At 68.3% G+C, this 17,938-nt stretch carries 12 protein-coding genes; 9 read left to right on the top strand and 3 right to left on the bottom strand.

What is annotated here, in order from left to right; genetic code table 11:
• Positions 1-6: 6 nt before the first annotated feature.
• Positions 7-3,270, top strand: coding sequence for a hypothetical protein (locus VNF92_12835; protein ID HVA58760.1), 3,264 nt, complete (start codon positions 7-9; stop codon positions 3,268-3,270).
• A gap of 100 nt (positions 3,271-3,370) precedes the next feature.
• Here the strand turns inward: VNF92_12835 and VNF92_12830 are convergent, their stop codons facing one another.
• A complete protein-coding gene (locus tag VNF92_12830; GenBank protein ID HVA58759.1) occupies positions 3,371-5,755 on the bottom strand; it encodes a DPP IV N-terminal domain-containing protein in 2,385 nt (794 codons plus the stop codon).
• 348 nt (positions 5,756-6,103) lie between these two features.
• Between VNF92_12830 and VNF92_12825 the strand changes: the two genes are divergently transcribed.
• From VNF92_12825 to VNF92_12810, 4 genes are all read left to right on the top strand, one after another.
• Positions 6,104-6,568 (top strand): GNAT family N-acetyltransferase, encoded by a 465-nt coding sequence (locus tag VNF92_12825; protein ID HVA58758.1) that lies wholly within the window; start codon positions 6,104-6,106, stop codon positions 6,566-6,568.
• Complete coding sequence (locus VNF92_12820) at positions 6,565-7,788, top strand: saccharopine dehydrogenase C-terminal domain-containing protein (protein HVA58757.1); 1,224 nt, start codon at positions 6,565-6,567, stop codon at positions 7,786-7,788. Before VNF92_12825 ends, VNF92_12820 begins: the two co-directional genes overlap by 4 nt.
• A gap of 94 nt (positions 7,789-7,882) precedes the next feature.
• Positions 7,883-9,583, top strand: a complete 1,701-nt coding sequence (locus VNF92_12815; GenBank protein HVA58756.1) for a M28 family metallopeptidase — start codon at positions 7,883-7,885, stop codon at positions 9,581-9,583.
• A gap of 85 nt (positions 9,584-9,668) precedes the next feature.
• Positions 9,669-11,201 carry a hypothetical protein gene (locus VNF92_12810; GenBank protein ID HVA58755.1) on the top strand — a complete coding sequence of 511 codons (1,533 nt, stop codon included), beginning with the start codon at positions 9,669-9,671 and terminating at the stop codon, positions 11,199-11,201.
• A gap of 121 nt (positions 11,202-11,322) precedes the next feature.
• Here the strand turns inward: VNF92_12810 and argJ are convergent, their stop codons facing one another.
• Positions 11,323-12,489: a bifunctional glutamate N-acetyltransferase/amino-acid acetyltransferase ArgJ gene (argJ, locus tag VNF92_12805; protein HVA58754.1), complete on the bottom strand. Its 1,167-nt coding sequence runs from the start codon at positions 12,487-12,489 to the stop codon at positions 11,323-11,325.
• Positions 12,490-12,638: 149 nt separating this feature from the next.
• On the opposite strand from argJ, the gene VNF92_12800 reads away from it, so the two are divergent.
• The 4 genes from VNF92_12800 (at position 12,639) to VNF92_12785 (ending at position 15,953) form a co-directional block, all read left to right on the top strand.
• Positions 12,639-13,883 (top strand): TCR/Tet family MFS transporter, encoded by a 1,245-nt coding sequence (locus VNF92_12800; protein ID HVA58753.1) that lies wholly within the window; start codon positions 12,639-12,641, stop codon positions 13,881-13,883.
• Between the two features lie 108 nt (positions 13,884-13,991).
• On the top strand, positions 13,992-14,165 hold the full coding sequence (locus VNF92_12795) for a hypothetical protein (protein HVA58752.1): 174 nt from the start codon (positions 13,992-13,994) through the stop codon (positions 14,163-14,165).
• A 32-nt stretch (positions 14,166-14,197) separates the two neighbouring features.
• Positions 14,198-14,998 carry a PPK2 family polyphosphate kinase gene (locus tag VNF92_12790; protein HVA58751.1) on the top strand — a complete coding sequence of 267 codons (801 nt, stop codon included), beginning with the start codon at positions 14,198-14,200 and terminating at the stop codon, positions 14,996-14,998.
• Between the two features lie 4 nt (positions 14,999-15,002).
• Positions 15,003-15,953, top strand: coding sequence for a CHAD domain-containing protein (locus VNF92_12785; GenBank protein HVA58750.1), 951 nt, complete (start codon positions 15,003-15,005; stop codon positions 15,951-15,953).
• 446 nt (positions 15,954-16,399) lie between these two features.
• On the opposite strand, the gene VNF92_12780 is transcribed toward VNF92_12785, so the two are convergent.
• Positions 16,400-17,938 (bottom strand): FtsX-like permease family protein (locus tag VNF92_12780; GenBank protein HVA58749.1); only part of this gene is annotated, 1,539 nt, incomplete at its 5' end.

Below are 17,938 nucleotides of genomic sequence, written 5' to 3'. Positions count from 1 at the left end.
TCGCTCATGATCTCCCTTCGCCTCCGCTCCGTTCTTGCCGGCCTGCTGATCGTTCCCGTGGCGGCCGCGCCTTCGCTCGCCCAGCGCCGCGGCCGCGGCGGGCCGCCGCCGGCCCCGCAGCCGCTCCACTTCCAGTTCGTCGGTCCGGCCAGCGGCGGGCGCATCGCCTCGATCAGCGGCGTGCCCGGCGACACGGCCGTCTGGTACCTCGGCTCGGCGTCCGGCGGCGTGTGGAAGTCGGTGGATGGTGGCCACAGCTTCGGCCCGGTGTTCGACAAGGAACCGGTGCAGGCCATCGGCGCGCTGGCCGTGGCGCCGTCCGATCCCAAGATCGTCTGGGCCGGCACGGGCGAGGCGTGGGCCATCCGCGATGCCGACGTGATGGGCGACGGCGTGTACAAGTCCACCGACGCCGGCATGACCTGGCAGCACATGGGCCTGGACCAGACCGGCCGCATCGGACGGATCATCGTCAATCCGACCAACCCCGACATCGTGTACGTGTGCGCGTTGGGGCGGGCGACCGGACCGCAGCAGGAGCGCGGCGTCTACCGCACGATGGACGGCGGCAAGACGTGGACCCGCGTGTTGTTCGTGGACGAGAACACGGGGTGCTCGGGGCTCACGCTCGATCCCCACAATCCGGCGGTGCTGTTCGCCGGCATGTGGGAGCTGCAGATGCACACGTACGCCGAATACAGCGGGGGGCCGAGCAGCGGCATCTACGTGACGCGCGACAGCGGTGCCACCTGGACGCACGTCGAGGACGCCGGGCTCCCCCACGAACCGCTGGGCAAGATCGACGTGGCCGTGGCGCCGTCGGCATCGAACCGCGTGTACGCCCTCATCCAGACGGCCGATCAGGGCTCGGTCTGGCGCTCCGACGATGGCGGCCATACGTGGCACGTGGTGAGTTGGAGCCGTCTGCTGATCGGGCGCGCCGGCTACTACATCCACCTCGTGGTGAACAGCGGCAACGCCGATGAGGTGTTGGTGGCGAACAGTTCGTTCTGGCGCTCCACCGACGGCGGAAAGACCTGGGAGAGCATGCCGTGGGGCGGCGACAACCACGACATCTGGATGGACCCCATCAGCCCCGACCACTTCGGCATCACGTACGACGGCGGGGCGAGCGTGACCACCGATCACGGGCGCACGATGACGCGCATCGGTATTCCCAATGCGCAGATGTACCATGTGGCGGTGGACAACCAGGTGCCGTACTGGGTGTACGGCAACCGGCAGGACGACGGGACGATGCGGGGCCCGAGCGACGCGGTGGAAGCGCCCAATGGCTTTGACCCGACGCGCATCATCAGCTTCGACAGCTCGGCGATGAACCAGAACGGGCGGGGCGGCCGCGGTGGCCGGGGCGGCGGAGGATTCGGCGGGCGCGGCGGCTTCGGCGCCGGGTTCACGCGCACGGCCACGTGGGACCATAACCTGGGCGGGTGCGAGTCGGGATTCACGATTCCCGATCCCACCGACCACAACATCGTGTGGGCCACCTGCTACGCCGACGAAGTGTCGCGCTACGACGCCCGGACCGGGCTGGCGCGGGCCGTGAGCCCGTGGATCCACACGCTCGATTTTGCCCCGAACCAGGCCAAGTACCGCTGCCACTGGACCCCGCCCTTGGCCATCGATCCGTTCGACCACAACACCGTGTACTACGGCTGCCAGGTGATCTTCAAGACCACCAACGGCGGCCAGAGCTGGAGCGTGATCAGCCCCGACCTCTCGACCCGCGACAGCAGCCGCATCGTGTCGTCGGGCGGGCTGGTGGGCGACAACCTGGGCCAGTTCGCGGGCGAGGTGGTGTTCGCCATCGCGCCGTCGTCCATCCAGCGCGGGCTCATCTGGGCCGGCACCAACGACGGCAAGGTCTGGTACACGCGCGACGGCGGCCTGCACTGGAACGACGTATCAAAGAACGTGAATATGCCGGCGTGGGGCACCGTGCGCGAGATCTCGCCGTCGGTGTTCGACCCGGGCACGGCGTACATGGCGGTGGACTACCACATGATGGACGATCGCGATCCGTTCATCTTCAAGACCACCGACTACGGCCGGACGTGGACGAAGATCAGCGACGCGCTGCCCCACGGGGGCCCGCTGGACTACGTCATGACCGTGGTGGAGAACCCCAACCGCAAGGGGATGCTGTTCGCCGGCACCGGGCACGCGTTCTACTACTCCATGGATGACGGCGCGCACTGGACCCACGACCAGGCCGGGCTGCCGGCGGCCCCGGTGAGCTGGATCGTGGTGCCCAAGCTCTGGCACGACGTGGTCGTGTCGACGTACGGGCGCGGCATCTACATCATGCACGACATCACGACCCTCGAGCAGGGCGACCAGGTGCCGGCCGACGCTGCGGTGTACTTCTACGAGCCGCGGCCGGCGTTCCGGCAGGCGCGGAGCGGCTCCGCCGATTTCCTGTTCCGGCTGAAGAGCGCGCCCGAGGACTCGGTCGAACTCCAGATCGCCGACGCCCGTGGCACGGTGATCCGCACCATGAAGCAGGCAGGCCGGGCCGGCGAGAACCTGATGCGCTGGAACCTGGAGTACGACGGCCCTGCCCAGGTGGAGCTGCGCACGGTGGCGCCCGACAACCCGCACATCTGGGATGAACCGCGGTTCAAGGGCAAGGACACGCGCCCGGTGACCCACTGGGGGATCGAGGGGCCGCAGCGCGCGGGACCGATGGCGGTGCCCGGGAAATACACCGCCAAACTCACCGTGGACGGCAAGAGCTATACGCGGCCGTTCGAGGTGATCCCCGATCCGGCCATCGCCAGCTCGCAGGCCGATCTCGAGGCGTCGCTCCAGGCGCAGCTCCGCATTCGCGGCGACATGAACGAGACGGTGGGGATGATCAACCGGCTCGAGGTCATGCGGCACGCGCTCGAGGAGCAGGCCAAGGCCGCGGGCGGTGACGCCGACCGCCAGAAGGCGCTGGCGGCGATGAACGACAAGTTGATGAATGTCGAGACGATGCTCATCTCGCGCGAGAACCTGAACAGCGACGACAAGTACTTCGTCACGGCCGACAAGGTGTATCTCAACCTGATCTGGCTGTACGCCGAAGTGGGTGGGGGCGGTGGCGACGTCGCGGGCGGGTCGGATTACAAGCCGACGGATACGTCGATGGAGGTCCTGCAGATGATCGAGAAGGACCTCGCGGCGGGGAAGGGCGCGTATGAGGCATTCATGAAGAACGATCTGTCGGCGTACGACAAGCTGGCCGGGACGAAGATCATCCCGTAGCGGCGAACGGATGGCAGCAGGCAGACAGCCGCGCGCGGCTAGTAGCTAGCCACGCGCGGCTGTCTGCCTGCCGTTGGGGCGGGGTGGGACTATCGCAGGGTCACCCTCCCCGCCGCCCGAACCCCGGATTCGCCGGCGGCTTCATCAGATATTCGTGCGGCGGCGTCGCGCCCATGAGATACCGGACGAAGTAGTCCCACCGGCGCCGCATCATGTAGTTCGTCGCGTCGCCGTAGCCGTGCGGCTTGTTGGGGATCATGATCAGGTCGAAGTCCTTGTTGTACTTGATCAGCGAATCCACCACGAGCAGCGTGTTGTACGGTGGCACGTTGTTGTCCATCGTGCCGTGCGCCAGCAGGAGATGGCCCTTGAGATTCTTGGCCACCGACTCGTTCGACTGCGCATCGTAGCTCCACGTGCCGTCGGGGAGCTTCACGTCCAATCCCTGCCACTTCTCGCCCCAGTCGTCCTCGTATTCGGCCTGGTCGTGATTGCCCGATTCCGAGACGCCCACCTTGAAGAAGTCGGGATAGCGGAACATCGCATCGGCCGTGGCGAGCCCGCCGCCCGAGTGGCCGTAGATCCCGGCCTTGTCGAGATCGATGAACGGATAGCGCGCCGCCAGCTGCTTCATGCCGGTCACCTGGTCGGGGAGCCCGCCGTCGGTGCCCATCTTGCCGTAGTACTCCGCCTGGAACGAGTGCGAGCGCATGGGTGTGCCCATGGCGTCGATCTCGACCACCACGAACCCCAGTTCGGCCAGCGCCTGCGCGTCGCCGCGCGCCGCCGAGAAGCTGCGGCCGCCCACGCTGCCCGTCTGCGGGCCCGGATAGATGTGATTGATGATCGGATACTTGCGGCCGGGCACCATGTGGGTGGGCGTGTACATCAGGCCGTAGAGGTCCGTCCTGCCGTCCCGCGCCTTGACGATGATCGACCGCGGCGGCTTCCACCCCGTGGCGAGCAGCTTGGAGATGTCCTGCTTGTCGAGGGTGGTGATGACGCGGCCCTCGTCGTTGCGCAGCACCGTCACGGACGGCGTCTGCGGCGTGGAGTACGTGTCCACGAAGTACCGGCCGTCGGGCGCCATCTGGATGGTATGGTTGGCGCTGTCGGGCGTGAGCAGCTCGAGCCCCGAGCCGTCGAAGTTCACGCGATAGAAGTACTCGAAATACGGGTCGCCGCGCTCGCGTCCCGCGGCGGTGAAGTAGATCGTGCGGTGCGGTTGGTCGACGTTCCGCACCTGCAGCACCTTCCAATCGCCGCTGGTGATGGCGTTCTTGAGATGGCCCGTGGCCAGGTCGTACAGGTACAGATGGCCCCAGTTGGTGCGTTCCGAATACCAGATGATCTCGTTGGACGTGGGCAGGTAGTGCCAGTTGACCATGTTGAACCCCGACTCGAAGAAGTCGGGCACTTTCTCTTCCATGATGTCGCGCACGTCGCCGGTGGCGGCGTCGGTCACGCGCAGATGCTCGTCGCGATGGTCGCGCGACGTGGAGAGGAACGCGAGGGTCTTGGAGTCGGGGCTCCACTCGGCATCGGTCAACTCCCCGCTGCACGAGATGTCGTCGCAGATCGACGTGCGGTGCTGGTCGGGCGGCATCTTGAGCCGCACGACGGTGCCGGCGTCGACGTCGATGATCACCCGCTGGATCATCGTGATGATGCTGTCGCCGGGAAGCGGGTACTTCCACGCCTTCAGCACGGGATGACCCACCCGCGTCTCGACGAGATACATGTCGCCGTCGTTGCGCTGGTCCTGCTGGTAGGTGGCCACCTTCTTCGAATCGGGCGACCAGAGCACGATTGGCCGGTCGCTGCTCGTCCAGCCGGCGTTGTCGGTGGCGTAGCCGAAGTTCTCGACGCCGTCGTGCGTCAGCTGCCGCACCTCGCCCGTGGCCACGTCGCGCACCCAGAGGTTCCAATCGCGGATGAACACGGCATGCTGGCCGTCGGGGGAAAGCGATTCGGGCGGCTGGCCAGGCGCGCCGCCACCCCCGCCGCGCCCTCCACGTCCGAAGCCGCGTCCGCGGTTCGTAGCCGCTCCCTCATCGGTGCACTGCGCGCCGCCGACGTCGCAGCGGTAGTGGCGGCCCGCCGCGTCGAACGACACCATGCGGCCGTCGGCGGAGAGGTCGATCTGGGCGAAGGGCAGGTGGTTCGCGTCGAACGGCCGTCCCGTGGTCGCCGAGAGCGCGGCCGCGAGCTTGGCGTGGTCGAACGCCGGCACCTTGGTACCGCGAGCCGGATCGACCAGCACGAATTCCGTACCCTGCGGCGTCGAGGCGCGGTACCAGAAGCGGTCCCCGGCCATCCAGGCCGGACTGACGCCGCCGCCGGTGACGAGCGCATTGGTGTAGTAGCCCATGAACTTCTCGGCGCGCGCGTAGTCGGCGGCCGTGACGGTCTTGGGTGCTTGGGCGGCGAGGGCGGCCGGGCCAAGGGCGGCCAGGGCCGCCACGAGTACAGCACGATGTCGCATGATGGTCCTCGATGGACGTCGACGGAAAGTTGTGCGGATGTTGGGGGAGGCGATGCACCGCCTGAACAATGCGCGCCCGGCCCGCAGTTGGGCAACCGGGTCGCGGTCGTCCTTGCGCCGCCGGAACATGCTTTGCACTGTAAAGTCCATTCGGATCACGCCGTCCACCAGCCGCGAGGAATTCCGCATGGCCCGCACCTGGTTCAAACCCTGGGGCTGGATCTAAACTGGGTCGCGTCCAAGACGAGCGGCACGGGGGGCGACGGCTAGCCCGCCATGACGTAGAATACCGGGACTCACTTTCGACTCGCAGGTGACCTCCCGGTGGCTTCCCCACGACCGTCTGGCGTGCGCATCCGCGCCGCCTCCGTCCACGATACCCGGCGGCTGGCCGAACTCCGCTGGGATTTCCGCACCGCGGACGCGCCGGCCGCCACGTCCCACGAAGCGTTCCTGGTGCGCTGCGAGGCCTGGATGCGCGGCGCGCTCGGCCCGCACGGCCGCTGGCAGGCATGGGTGGCCGAACGCGACGGCGTCACCGTGGGCAACATCTGGCTGCAGTTGATCGAGAAGATCCCCAACCCGGTGGTGGAGCCGGAGTCACACGCCTACCTCTCCAACCTCTATGTGGTGCCGGAGGCGCGCGGCGGTGTGGGGCAGGCCCTGCTCGACGCGGCGCTCGCCCACTGCCACGCCGTCCATGCGCATTCCGTGATCCTCTGGCCCACCGAGGGCAGCCGCACGCTGTACGCGCGCGCGGGATTCGCGCCGTCTCGGGGCATCCTCGCGCGGTCCGAGCCGCGATCCCCATGACGCGGCGCGTGCTGCTGCTCGGACTCGGCGCGCAGGGCAAGGCGGCGCTGCACGACCTCGTCACGGCCGACGAGACTACGCGCGTTACGGTTGCGGACCGCGCGCCGGGCCTGGCCGAGTACGTGGCCCGGTACCCGGCGTCCCGGGTGACGACGCGCCCCGTGGACGCGGGCGACGCGGCGGCCGTAGTGGCGCTGATGCGAGACGCCGACGTAGTGGTGGAGGCCCTCCCCGGTCCGTTCGCACTTCCGGTTGGCCGACTGGCCGTGGACGCCGCCGTGAGCTTGGTGAGCAGCATGTACTACCGCGATCCGCAGGAGCGCGACGCCGGGCGCCTGGCCACCGCCGAGCGCGCGTTGGCCGCGTTGGCGCGGGACGCGGCGGCGCGCGGGCTGACGATTCTCACGGAGTTCGGGCTCGATCCGGGGCTCGATCTCGTGCTTGGCGTTCGGGCGCTGGCCGAGCTGGACGAGGTGCGAGAATTCCATGCGTATGGGGCCGGCATTCCCGGGCCCGGCGCGCGCGACAATGCGCTGCACTACAAGTTCTCGTGGTCGCCCATCGGCGTGATGCGCTCGTACAGCCGGCCGGCGCGGATCATCCATGAGGGCGCCGCCGTGGACATCGATCCGGCCACGCTGTTCGAGCCCCATCGGGTGCACGTGCTCGACGTGCCGGCCGTTGGCGCCGCGCTCGAGTGCTATCCCAACGGCGATGCCGTGCACTACGCGGAGCTGTTCGGGTTGCGCGGCCGGGTGCGGGAGATGGCGCGCTACACGGGGCGCCTGCCGGGCCACTGCGCGTTCTGGGACGTGATGGCCAAGTGCGGCTTTCTGGAGCAGGCCCCGCTGGCCGTGGGGGGCGCGCAGGTGGCGCCGCTGGACTTCGTGGCGGCGTTGCTCGCTTCGCAGCCGCGCTTCCAGTACGCCGACGACGAGGCCGATCTCACGTTCGTTCGCGTGGACGTGCGCGGCATCCGCGCCGGCACGGGAGTGCGCGTGGTGTACGACCTCGTGGACCGGCGCGACTTCGCCACCGGCTTCACGTCCATGCAGCGCACGGTGGGGTTCACGCTGGCGCTTGGCGCGCGCCTCATTCTCGACGGGACGCTGCCCAAGCGCGGCCTGCTCACGCCGCTCGACGTTCCCTACGACTTGGTGTTTCCGCCGCTCGAACGCCGGGGCATTCACGTGACGCGCGAGGAGGAGTCCTGGCCCTGAACGGCGCGCCCTTGCCGCATCGATGGGGAACCCGGAGATTCACGGTGGCGCGTTCGACGCGCCGCCCTGCCTGATCCCCCAACCCCCCGTTCTCGTGCGCAAGGTCTCTGCCTCATTCGTCGCGGCCGCCATCGCCGCCGCGCTCGCCGGCGCGTGCTCCTCCGCCGGCACCGTCGATGCGACCGGCAAGGATCCGGCCGTGATGCAGGCGGCCCAGGCGATCAACGCCGACTCTCTGCTGCAGCACATCAAGGATCTCTCCGCCGATTCAATGGAAGGCCGCGCCCCCGGCACTCCCGGGGAGCAGAAGGCCACCGCGTACATGCAGCGTGAATTCCAGGCGCTGGGGCTCAAGCCCGGAAACCCCGATGGCACGTGGATCCAGAAGGTGCAGCTGATCGGCTACACGTCGCATCCGACGGCGAAGATCGTATCGGGCGGCAAGACGCTGGCGCTCGAGTATCCCGACGACTACGTGGCGAGTTCGCGCCACAACCGCCCCGAGATCAAGGTCGACAACTCGGACGTGGTGTTCGTGGGCTACGGCGTGGTGGCGCCCGAGTACGGTTGGGACGACTACAAGGGCCTCGACGTGAAGGGCAAGACGATTCTGATGCTCGTCAACGACCCGCCGGTGACGGTTGCCGGCGACACGGCGCAGCTCGACACGACGATGTTCAAGGGCAAGGCGATGACGTACTACGGCCGGTGGACGTACAAGTACGAGATCGCCTCGACCAAGGGAGCCGCGGCCGCGATCATCATCCACGAGACGGGGCCCGCCGGCTATCCGTACGCCGTGGTGAAGGGGAGCTTCAGCGCCGAGCAGTTCGACATCCCGTCGCCCACGGCTGAGCAGCGTGTGCCGGTGGAAGGGTGGATCACGGCCGACAAGGCCCGGGAGATGTTCCGCGACGCCGGACTCAACTTCGACTCGCTGCACGCGGCGGCGGCGCGCAAGGACTTCCGGCCGGTGACGCTCAAGGCCAAGGCCACGTGGGACGTGAAGGTGGACGTCCGCACGATCGAGTCGAAGAACGTGGTGGCGAAGCTCGAGGGCGGGTCGAAGAAGGACGAATACATGGTGTACACGGCGCATTGGGACCATCTGGGCCGCGACACCGCCCTCAAGGGCGACCAGATCTACAATGGCGCGCTGGACAACGCGAGCGGGTCGGCCGGGCTGATCGAGATCGCGCGGGCCTTCACCAAGCTGGCCACGCCGCCCGACCGGTCGATTCTCTTTCTCTCCGTGACCGGCGAGGAGAAGGGCCTCATCGGGTCGGAGTACTACGCCACGCACCCGCTGTATCCACTTTCCAAGACGGCGGCCGACCTCAACATGGACGGCCTCAACCAGTGGGGCCGCACGAAGGACGTCACGGTGATCGGCCTCGGGAACTCCACGCTCGACGACGTGCTCGGGGACGTGCTGGCGGCCGACGGGCGCCTGGTGCGGGCCGATCCGGAACCCGAGAAGGGATTCTACTATCGCTCGGATCACTTCTCGTTCGCCAAGGAAGGTGTGCCGGCGCTCGATCCCGATGCGGGCATCGACTTCATCGGCAAGCCGGCCGGGTACGGGATGCAGAAGCGGGACGAATACACGGCCAACGATTACCACAAGGTGAGCGACGAGGTGAAGCCGGATTGGGATCTGTCGGGCGCCGTCGAGGATCTGCGCGTGTTCTTCCGGGTCGGCGACGTCGTGGCCAACGCGCCCGGGTTCCCGCAGTGGAAGGCGGGCACGGAGTTCAAGGCCAAGCGCGACTCGATGATGGCGGTGCATCAATAGGCCGAGCGGTGGACGGGCCCCGGCGGCCGGGGCTACGTTGTTCGCGGTCCGACGTATTCCTCACTCTCACTCGATACCGATGATCATGAAACGAGCAGCCCTTCTGTTGGCGGCGCTGGCCATTCCGGCGACTGCCTTCGCCCAGCGCGGCGCCCGCGCCGCCGCCCCAGCGCCCGATACCGACGCCGTGCACGCCGGGGCCGCGCCCCGGGAAGTCCACGTCACCACCCAGCATTCGGCCACGATCGGCGGCCAGAAGATCGACTACGACGCGACGGTCGGCAGCGTCATCATCCGGAACGCCAAGGACGAGCCGACCGGCGAGATATACTATATTGCGTATACCAAGCGCGGCGTGACCGACGAGTCGCACCGGCCGTTGATGTTCGCCTACAACGGCGGTCCGGGCTCGTCGTCGATCTGGGTGCACATGGGGCTGCTCGGCCCCAAGCGCGTGGACATTCCCGACACCGCGCACGCATCGCCGCCGCCGTACACGTTGGTCGACAACGAGTACAGCATGCTCGACAAGGCCGACCTCGTGTTCATCGATCCCGTCGGCACCGGGTACAGCAAGCCGATCGGCGTGGGCAAGGGCTCGGACTTCTGGGGGGTGGACCAGGACGCCAACTCGCTGGCCCAGTTCGTGAGCCGCTACCTGAGCGAGACCGACCGCTGGAACTCGCCGCGCTACCTGATGGGCGAGAGCTATGGCACCACGCGTTCGGCGGCGCTGTCGGCGCTGCTGCAGCGGCGCAACATCGATCTCAACGGCGTCATCCTGCTCTCGTCCGTGCTGGACTTCCAGACCATCACGTTCGATCCGGGCAACGACGAACCGTACGTCCTGTACCTGCCGTCATACGCCGCCGTGGCCTGGTACCACAACGCGCTGCCCACGAAGCCGGCGCAGCTGCGGCCGTTCCTCAAGGAAGTCGAGCAGTTCGCCACGCACGACTATGCGACGGCGCTCTTGCAGGGCGACAACCTGTCCGCGGCCGACCGCGCGAAGATTCTCGACAAGCTGCACGAGTACACCGGCCTCAGCCGCGACTATCTGGACAGGGCCGACCTGCGGGTGACGGCCAGCCAGTTCGAGAAGGAGCTGCTGCGTTCGCAGGGCAAGGTGCTGGGGCGTCTGGACGCCCGCTTCACCGGTGAGACGGGCGACCTGCTCGCCGAGGACGCGCCCTACGATCCGCAGTCGGCGGACATCAGTTCGGCATACGCCTCCCTGTTCAACAACTACATGCACGATGACCTGAACTACGGCCGCGACAAGATCTACGCCACGAGCGGCAACGTGAATCCGTGGGATTGGACCCACGGGGCCAGCCGTGGTTGGCCCGGCCACACGAACGTCGCCACGGACCTGGCGCAGGAACTGATGATGAACCCCAAGGCGCACGTGCTGCTCAACGCCGGGCTGTTCGATCTGGCCACGCCGTACTTTGCCGCGGAGTGGACCATGGATCACATGGGCCTGCCCAAGCAGGTCCGCGCCCAGATCACGGAAGCCGAATACGAGTCGGGGCACATGGTGTACGTCCACGTGCCGTCGCTGGCCAAGTTCAAGGCCAACGTCGGAGCGTTCATTGACCGGACGGTGGGACGGTAGGACGGCAGGAGCGAGATGTCGGGAGAAGCCAATGAAGACGCCGCTTACCACTGATGTGGTAGGCGGCGTCTTCTTGGGCAGTTCTCTGTCCTACTCTCCTACCGTTCATCCGCCGCGATCGTCAACTCGAGTAATACGCCGCATTCTCGTCGATATAGCCCTGCGTGAGGTCGCAGCCGTACGCCGTGGCGCTCGCGTCGCCCACGCCGAGTGCGATCTCGAGGTCCACGATCTCGTGGCCGAGGGCCGCGCGTACCTCCGCGTCGTCGAAATCCACGCGCGCGCCTCCGCGCACCACGGCGTGCCCGTTGATGAATGCGTCGGTCGCGTCGGGCCGGATGGTGCAGTCGAAGCACTTGCCCACCGCCATCAGGATGCGCCCCACGTTGGGATCGGCGCCGAACACCATGGTCTTGATGAGCGGCGAATTGACGAGCGACTTGGCCACGCGCCGTGCGTCGGCCTCGTCGGCCGCGCCGCGCACGACGGCGCGGAGCAGGTGCTTGGCGCCCTCGCCGTCGCGGGCCAGCATCTCGGTCATGCGGATGCAGCCGGCGGCGAGCGCCTGCATGAACGCCGTATGATCCACCGGTCCTGCGACCCCGTTGGCCAGCAGCGCGCAGGTATCGGAGGTGCTCGTGTCGCTGTCCACGCTCAGCATGTTGAACGACACGTTCACCGCCACGCGCAGCATCGCGTCGAGCGCCGGCGCCGCGAAGGCAGCGTCGGTGAAGATGTACGCCAGCATCGTCGCCATGTTCGGCTCGATCATGCCCGAGCCTTTGGCGACCCAGGTGATGGTCGCGTCCCCCACGCGCGCCGACAGGGCCTTGGGGTACGTGTCGGTGGTCATCATGCCGTGGACGCCGACGATCGGATCGCTCTGCAGTTCGCCGCACATGCCGCGGAACCCCTGCTCGATCTTCTCGATGGGAAGCGGAACGCCGATGACGCCGGTGGAACTCACCAGCACGAGATTGGGGTCGCACCCGATCTCGGCGGCGGCGGCGGCCGCCATGCGCCGGGCATTCTCCACGCCGCGCGCGCCGGTGGCCACGTTACTCACTTTGCTGTTCACGGCGATCGCCCGCAGCACGCCGCCCCTGATCGTCTCGCGGCCCAGCACGATCGGCGCGCCGGGAAACTGGTTGCGCGTGAACATCGCGGCGGCAGCGGCGTCCACGTCGCTCACGAACAACGCGAGGTCCTTGGCGGTGGGCTTGAGCCCGATGTTGCGACTGGCGCAGCGAAAGCCGCGTGGAAGAACGGGCGTGTCGAGAAAGGGCATGGCGCGGGCGGCTGGGCGGCGGGGCGACGGCGTGGTAATGGCGTGAAGGACGGGGAAGTTATCGCGCTCGGCCCTGCACGCGCCACCGACCGTTCGGGTTTCCAGGCGCGGATCGGGTGCTATCTTGCAACGGCTTTCACCCCGATTCCGTGACCGCGAACCGCCGCCCCGCCATCACTTTCATCTTCATCACGGTCGTGCTCGACGTCCTTGCCATGGGCGTCATGCTGCCCGTGCTCCCCGAACTGATCAAGGAGTTCATGGGCGGGAACACGGCCCGGGCCGCCGAGATCTTCGGCGTGTTCGGCACCGTGTGGGCCGGCATGCAGTTCGTGTTCTCGCCGGTCATGGGCGTGCTCTCCGACCGGTTCGGACGCCGCCCCGTGATCCTGATCTCGAACTTCGCGCTCGGCTTCGACTACCTCGTCATGGCGTTGGCGCCGTCGCTCGCCTGGCTCTTTCTGGGGAGGGTCGTCTCGGGTATCGCGGGGGCGAGCTTCACGCCGGCCGGTGCCTACATCGCGGACGTGCTCCCACCCGAGAAGCGCGCCCACGGGTTCGGCCTTATCGGCGCGGCCTGGGGGCTGGGGTTCGTGCTCGGCCCAGCCATGGGCGGCGTCCTGGGCGCGACCAACATCCGCCTGCCGTTTTACGTGGCGGCCGGACTGACCCTGCTCAACGCCATGTACGGCCTGTTCGTGCTTCCCGAGTCGCTGCCGCCCGAACGCCGCCGGCCGCTGAACTTCCGCCGCGCCAGCCCCGTCGGATCGCTGAAGCTGCTCCGGTCGCATCGCGAACTGTTGGGACTGGCCACGGTGAATTTCCTGTACTACATGGCCCACCAGGTGCTGCCCAGCGTGTACGTGCTGTACGTCGGGCTCCGCTACGGCTGGGGCGAGCGTACCATCGGGCTCACGCTGGCGGGCGTCGGCCTGGCTACGGCCATCGTGCAGGGCGGCCTCGTCCGCCCGGTCGTCGCCCGGTTTGGTGAGCGCCGGTCGCTCATGCTGGGGCTGTTCGGTGGCGCGGTGGGACTGGTGCTGTTTGGCCTCGCCAGCACGCCGTGGGTGTTCTGGGTGGGCATCGTCCTGTCGGCAACCATGGGGTTCTATGGCCCGTCGGTGCAGGGGCTCATGACGCACCGCGTGAGTCCATCGGAGCAGGGCCAGCTCCAGGGTGCGAACAGCAGCATCACGGGCATCACCGGCATGCTGGGCCCCGGCCTGTTCACGGTGACCTTCGCCTACTTCATCGGCGGTTCGGCGCGGCACTGGCATCTGCCGGGCGCCCCGTTCCTGCTCGCCGCGCTGTTCCTGCTCGTGGGGATGGCGGTGGCATGGCGGGCCACGCGGCCCGAGGCGGTTGCCGAGGCCGGGGCTCTCGGGGCGGCCTAACCGCTGCGGAGCGGGCCGTGCTAGATTTCCTGGCGAGAGGCGGCGCGCCGGCCAGACCGAGGCGCTGACCCGTGGCCGCCCGACGCGCGGGCGAGGAGGACATCGGACATGGACGAGAAGCAGTTGCTGGCGCTGGCCAAGAAGAATGCCGCCAAATCCGTGGCGCCCAAGGGCAAACGTCGGACCTACGACGCAGCGCTCGATGCTACGCGCGGCCCGGAGAGCGACGAGGACGAGGACCGGCGCCATTTCTTCAAGGAGATGAAGCGGCGGGAGTTCTAGAACCGGCCGTCCCAGGCCGGCCAAGGATTGCCATGCTGCTCCGTCCCGTCTCTGCTCGAACGCCGCTCCGCCTCGCGGACCGCGATGCGGCCCCTCCGGCGGGCCTGCCCACCGGCGACGCGCTCGACGACGACCTCCGCGAGCAGACGACGCGCATTTCCAAACTGCAGCGCGTGTTCTACGCCGACGCGCGCCACGCGCTGCTGATCGTGCTGCAGGGGCGCGATGCCGCCGGCAAGGATGGCACGATCCGGCACGTGTTCTCCGCCGTCAATCCCCAGGGCTGCGAGGTCACGAGTTTCAAGGAGCCCACCGACCTCGAGCAGCGCCACGATTATCTCTGGCGCGTGCACGGCCGCGTGCCGGCGCGCGGCATGATGGGCATCTTCAACCGCTCGCACTACGAAGCCGTGCTGGTGGAACGCGTGCGCGGTCTGGTGCCGAAACGCGTATGGGAAGCGCGCTACCGGCAGATCAACGATTTCGAGCGCATGCTCACCGAGAACGGCGTCGTCATCCTCAAGTTCTTCCTCCACGTGTCCCGCCGGGAGCAGAAGCGCCGCCTTCGGGATCGCCTCACCGACGAGACCAAGAACTGGAAGTTCAACGCCGGCGACCTCGAAGACCGCGCGCGTTGGGGGGCGTACACGGCGGCCTATCGCGATGCGCTCCGGCGGTGCAGCACGAAGTGGGCGCCGTGGTACGTGGTGCCGGCCGACGTCAACAAAGTGCGGAACTGGCTGATCGCCAACACGATCGCGAAGACGTTGGCCAATCTCAGACTGCGCTATCCCAAAGGCGACCCCGCGATCCTCTCATTGAAGATCAGGTAGTCGCATGTCCGAGCCGCAGTTGACCTCCGAGTTGTTGGCGCAGCCGGCGGCGCGTGCCGCGCGGGTGATCGCGCGCCAGCGGCTCGACGTGGCCCTGCGCGCGTTCGCACGGCTCGGGCAGGGTGAACCGGACGCGTTGCACGATCTGCGCGTTGCGCTTCGGCGGCTCCGCACCTGGCTCAGAGCCTATCGGCCGGCGCTCGACGACACGGTAACGCGCACGTCGCGGCGCGCCTTCGCGAAGCTGGCGCGGGCCACCAACGACGCGCGCGACGACGAGGTGGCGCTGGCCTGGCTGCACGCGCTTGCCGGCGTGCCGTCCGAGATCCAGCCCGATCACCAGCGCCTGCTCGCCGCGCTCCCCGTGGAGCAGCAGCGCACGGCCCAGACGGCGGCCAAGTACGTGGCCCGGCGTCTGCCGGCCGCGGCCGAGCGCCTGTCGCGCCAGTTGGAGCAGTACTACGTGCGCCGCTCGGTGGATCGCGACGAGGAACTGACCATGCACGGCCTCACCGCCAGTCTGCTGCGGCAACACCGGCGCCGACTGGCCCGGGCGCTCGCCCGCGCACGGGCGTCGGCCGATGTGGCGGGCGCCCATCGGGCGCGCATCGAGGGCAAGCACCTGCGCTACCTGCTGGAGCCGTTGGACTCCGACCGCCGGGTGGCGCACGCCGTGCGGCGGCTCAAGACGCTGCAGGATCGTCTGGGTGAACACCACGACGCGCAGTTACTGCGCGATCGGCTGCGGCGCGCCGGCGCGCCCGAGTTGGCCGCCCTCGCGGAGCGCGACGGGCACCGGTCGTTCACGTCCTTCCGGCGAAGCTGGAACGCGAGCCGCACGGCGCGCGAACTGCGCGGCATCGACGCGATCGCCGCGCGGGTGAGGGGGCGGCGAGTGCAGGGCCCGCCCTCCTCGAACCGGTCATCTCGCGGCCGACCCGAAGACGTCGCATAACCACAGCGCTTGGGCTCGGGCTGAAAGGCTGTCCCGTTCAGTCCTCCATCCATCTTTCGGGACTATCCATCCCGCCTCGAATCGCACTCGTACGCTGTCGCCAACCGGATATGCGCTCACCCCAGCCATGAACGCCGTATTCGACTGGCCTCCATCGAGCAACTGGGGACCCGCCGCGACGCGAACCGTGTCTGCGACCTTGGTTACCGTGGGTTGGCGAAAGCCAGCTCCAGTCGCGGCGCGGGAAAAGCGGCTCGCGACCGAGTCTTCGGATTCGTGAGTCCGCAACACGCTCCAGCAGTAGGCTCGCCCTGACGCCACGGGTTCCGGCCGCGCCGGCGCCCCGCTTCGACACGCGGCGACGAAGGTCGCCAGGAATATCGCGCCGGCGACGGGGCCACGGCTTCTGACCCGCAGGCTCTCCGGCCGCGATTCTCGCGTCACCACTACTCCTCCCGAATCGTGTCCATCGGATTCGTGCGCGCCGCCCGGCGGGCTGGGATGAACGTCGCGAGGGCGGCGGGCACGAGCAGCGCCAACGGCGCTACCACATACGTGGCTGGGTCGTGCGTGCCTACCCCGAATACCAACGATGCCATGACGCGGGCCGCCGCCCACGCGCTCGCCAATCCCACCCCGAGCCCGAGCACCGTCACCCAGAACATTTCCCGCGCCACGAGCGCCGTGAGGTCGCGGCGTGTGGCGCCCAGCGCCGCCCGGATGCCGAGTTCGCGCCGACGCTGGGCAACCGAATACGCGACGACGGCATAGACCCCGAGCGACGTCAACACGAGCGCCAACGCGCCGAACATCGTGATCAACAATGCATTCGTGCGCTGCGGCGCCACGGACGCACCGACCACGTCGTCCATCATGCGCACGCGGTAGACGGCCTGCGCCGGATCCACGGCATGCACTGCGTCGCGAAGCCGGGCGAGCAGTGCCTCCGGCGGAAGCGTCGCGCGGGCGACGATCGCGAGGTTCTGCGGCGCTTGCTGCGAGATCGGGAAGTACATCTGCAGCAAGGGCGTTGCGGCGAGACTGAAATCATGCACGGCCCCGACGACACCGATGACCGTAACGGGATGAAGCGAGTCGATGCCGAAGGTGAATCGGCGGCCAACCGCATTCTGCCCGGGCCAGATGCTGTCGGCCATCAACCGGTCGATCACCGCCACCTTCGGTGCCAGGGAATCGTCGCTCTCGGCGAACGTACGCCCGCGCAGTAGGGGGATGCCCAGCGCCTTGAAGTAGCCGCCCGACGCGATGAGGTACCGCGCGAAGACGATCGGCATCCCGGGTTTCCAAGCCGGCGTGCCTTCGGCGTGGAACGAGAGGCCGATACCGCCCCCACCGCGGAGCGGAAGATCGTTGACCACTCCTGCCGCTTGGATTCCGGGTTCCGAGCGGAGGCGCCCCACGACGGCTTCGAGGACGGCCAGTCGCCGCGTGTTGTCGTTGGCCTCCGAGCCGAACGTCATTTCAAGCGTTCCCACGCGCGACGTATTCATGCCGCTGTTCACGGACACGAGGCGCGTGAAGCTGCGCAACGTCAGTCCTGCCCCGACGAGCAGCATGACGGCCAGCGCCAATTCGGCCGCCACCAGACTTCGGCGCATCCGTCCCGAGCCGACGGTCGCGCCCCGCCCCCCGCCCGCCTTCATCGTCTCGCCCAGGTCGGCGCGCGCGGAGCCGAGAGCCGGCCAGAGCCCGAACCCGATGCTCGTGACGAGCGCCAGCGCGGCAGCGAAGCCCAGCACCCGCCAGTCAATCTCCGGAGGGGCGAGGCCGGCCAGCGGCGCCGGCATCATCGTGTTGACGACGCGGAGAATCGGCGGCGCCACGAGCACGCCGATGGCGGTTCCGCCGATGGCGAGGATGGCACTCTCCGTCAGCAGCTGTCGGACGATCCGGGCCCGGGTGGCCCCGAGCACTGCACGAACGGCGATCTCCCGGCGGCGCACCGCCGCCTGCGACAACAGCAA

The sequence above is a fragment of the Gemmatimonadaceae bacterium genome (assembly GCA_035533015.1).
In the GTDB taxonomy this organism is placed as follows: domain Bacteria; phylum Gemmatimonadota; class Gemmatimonadetes; order Gemmatimonadales; family Gemmatimonadaceae; genus JAGWRI01.
Note: the sequence above shows the minus strand (reverse complement) of the source record. Positions and strands in the feature narration are given on the sequence as shown.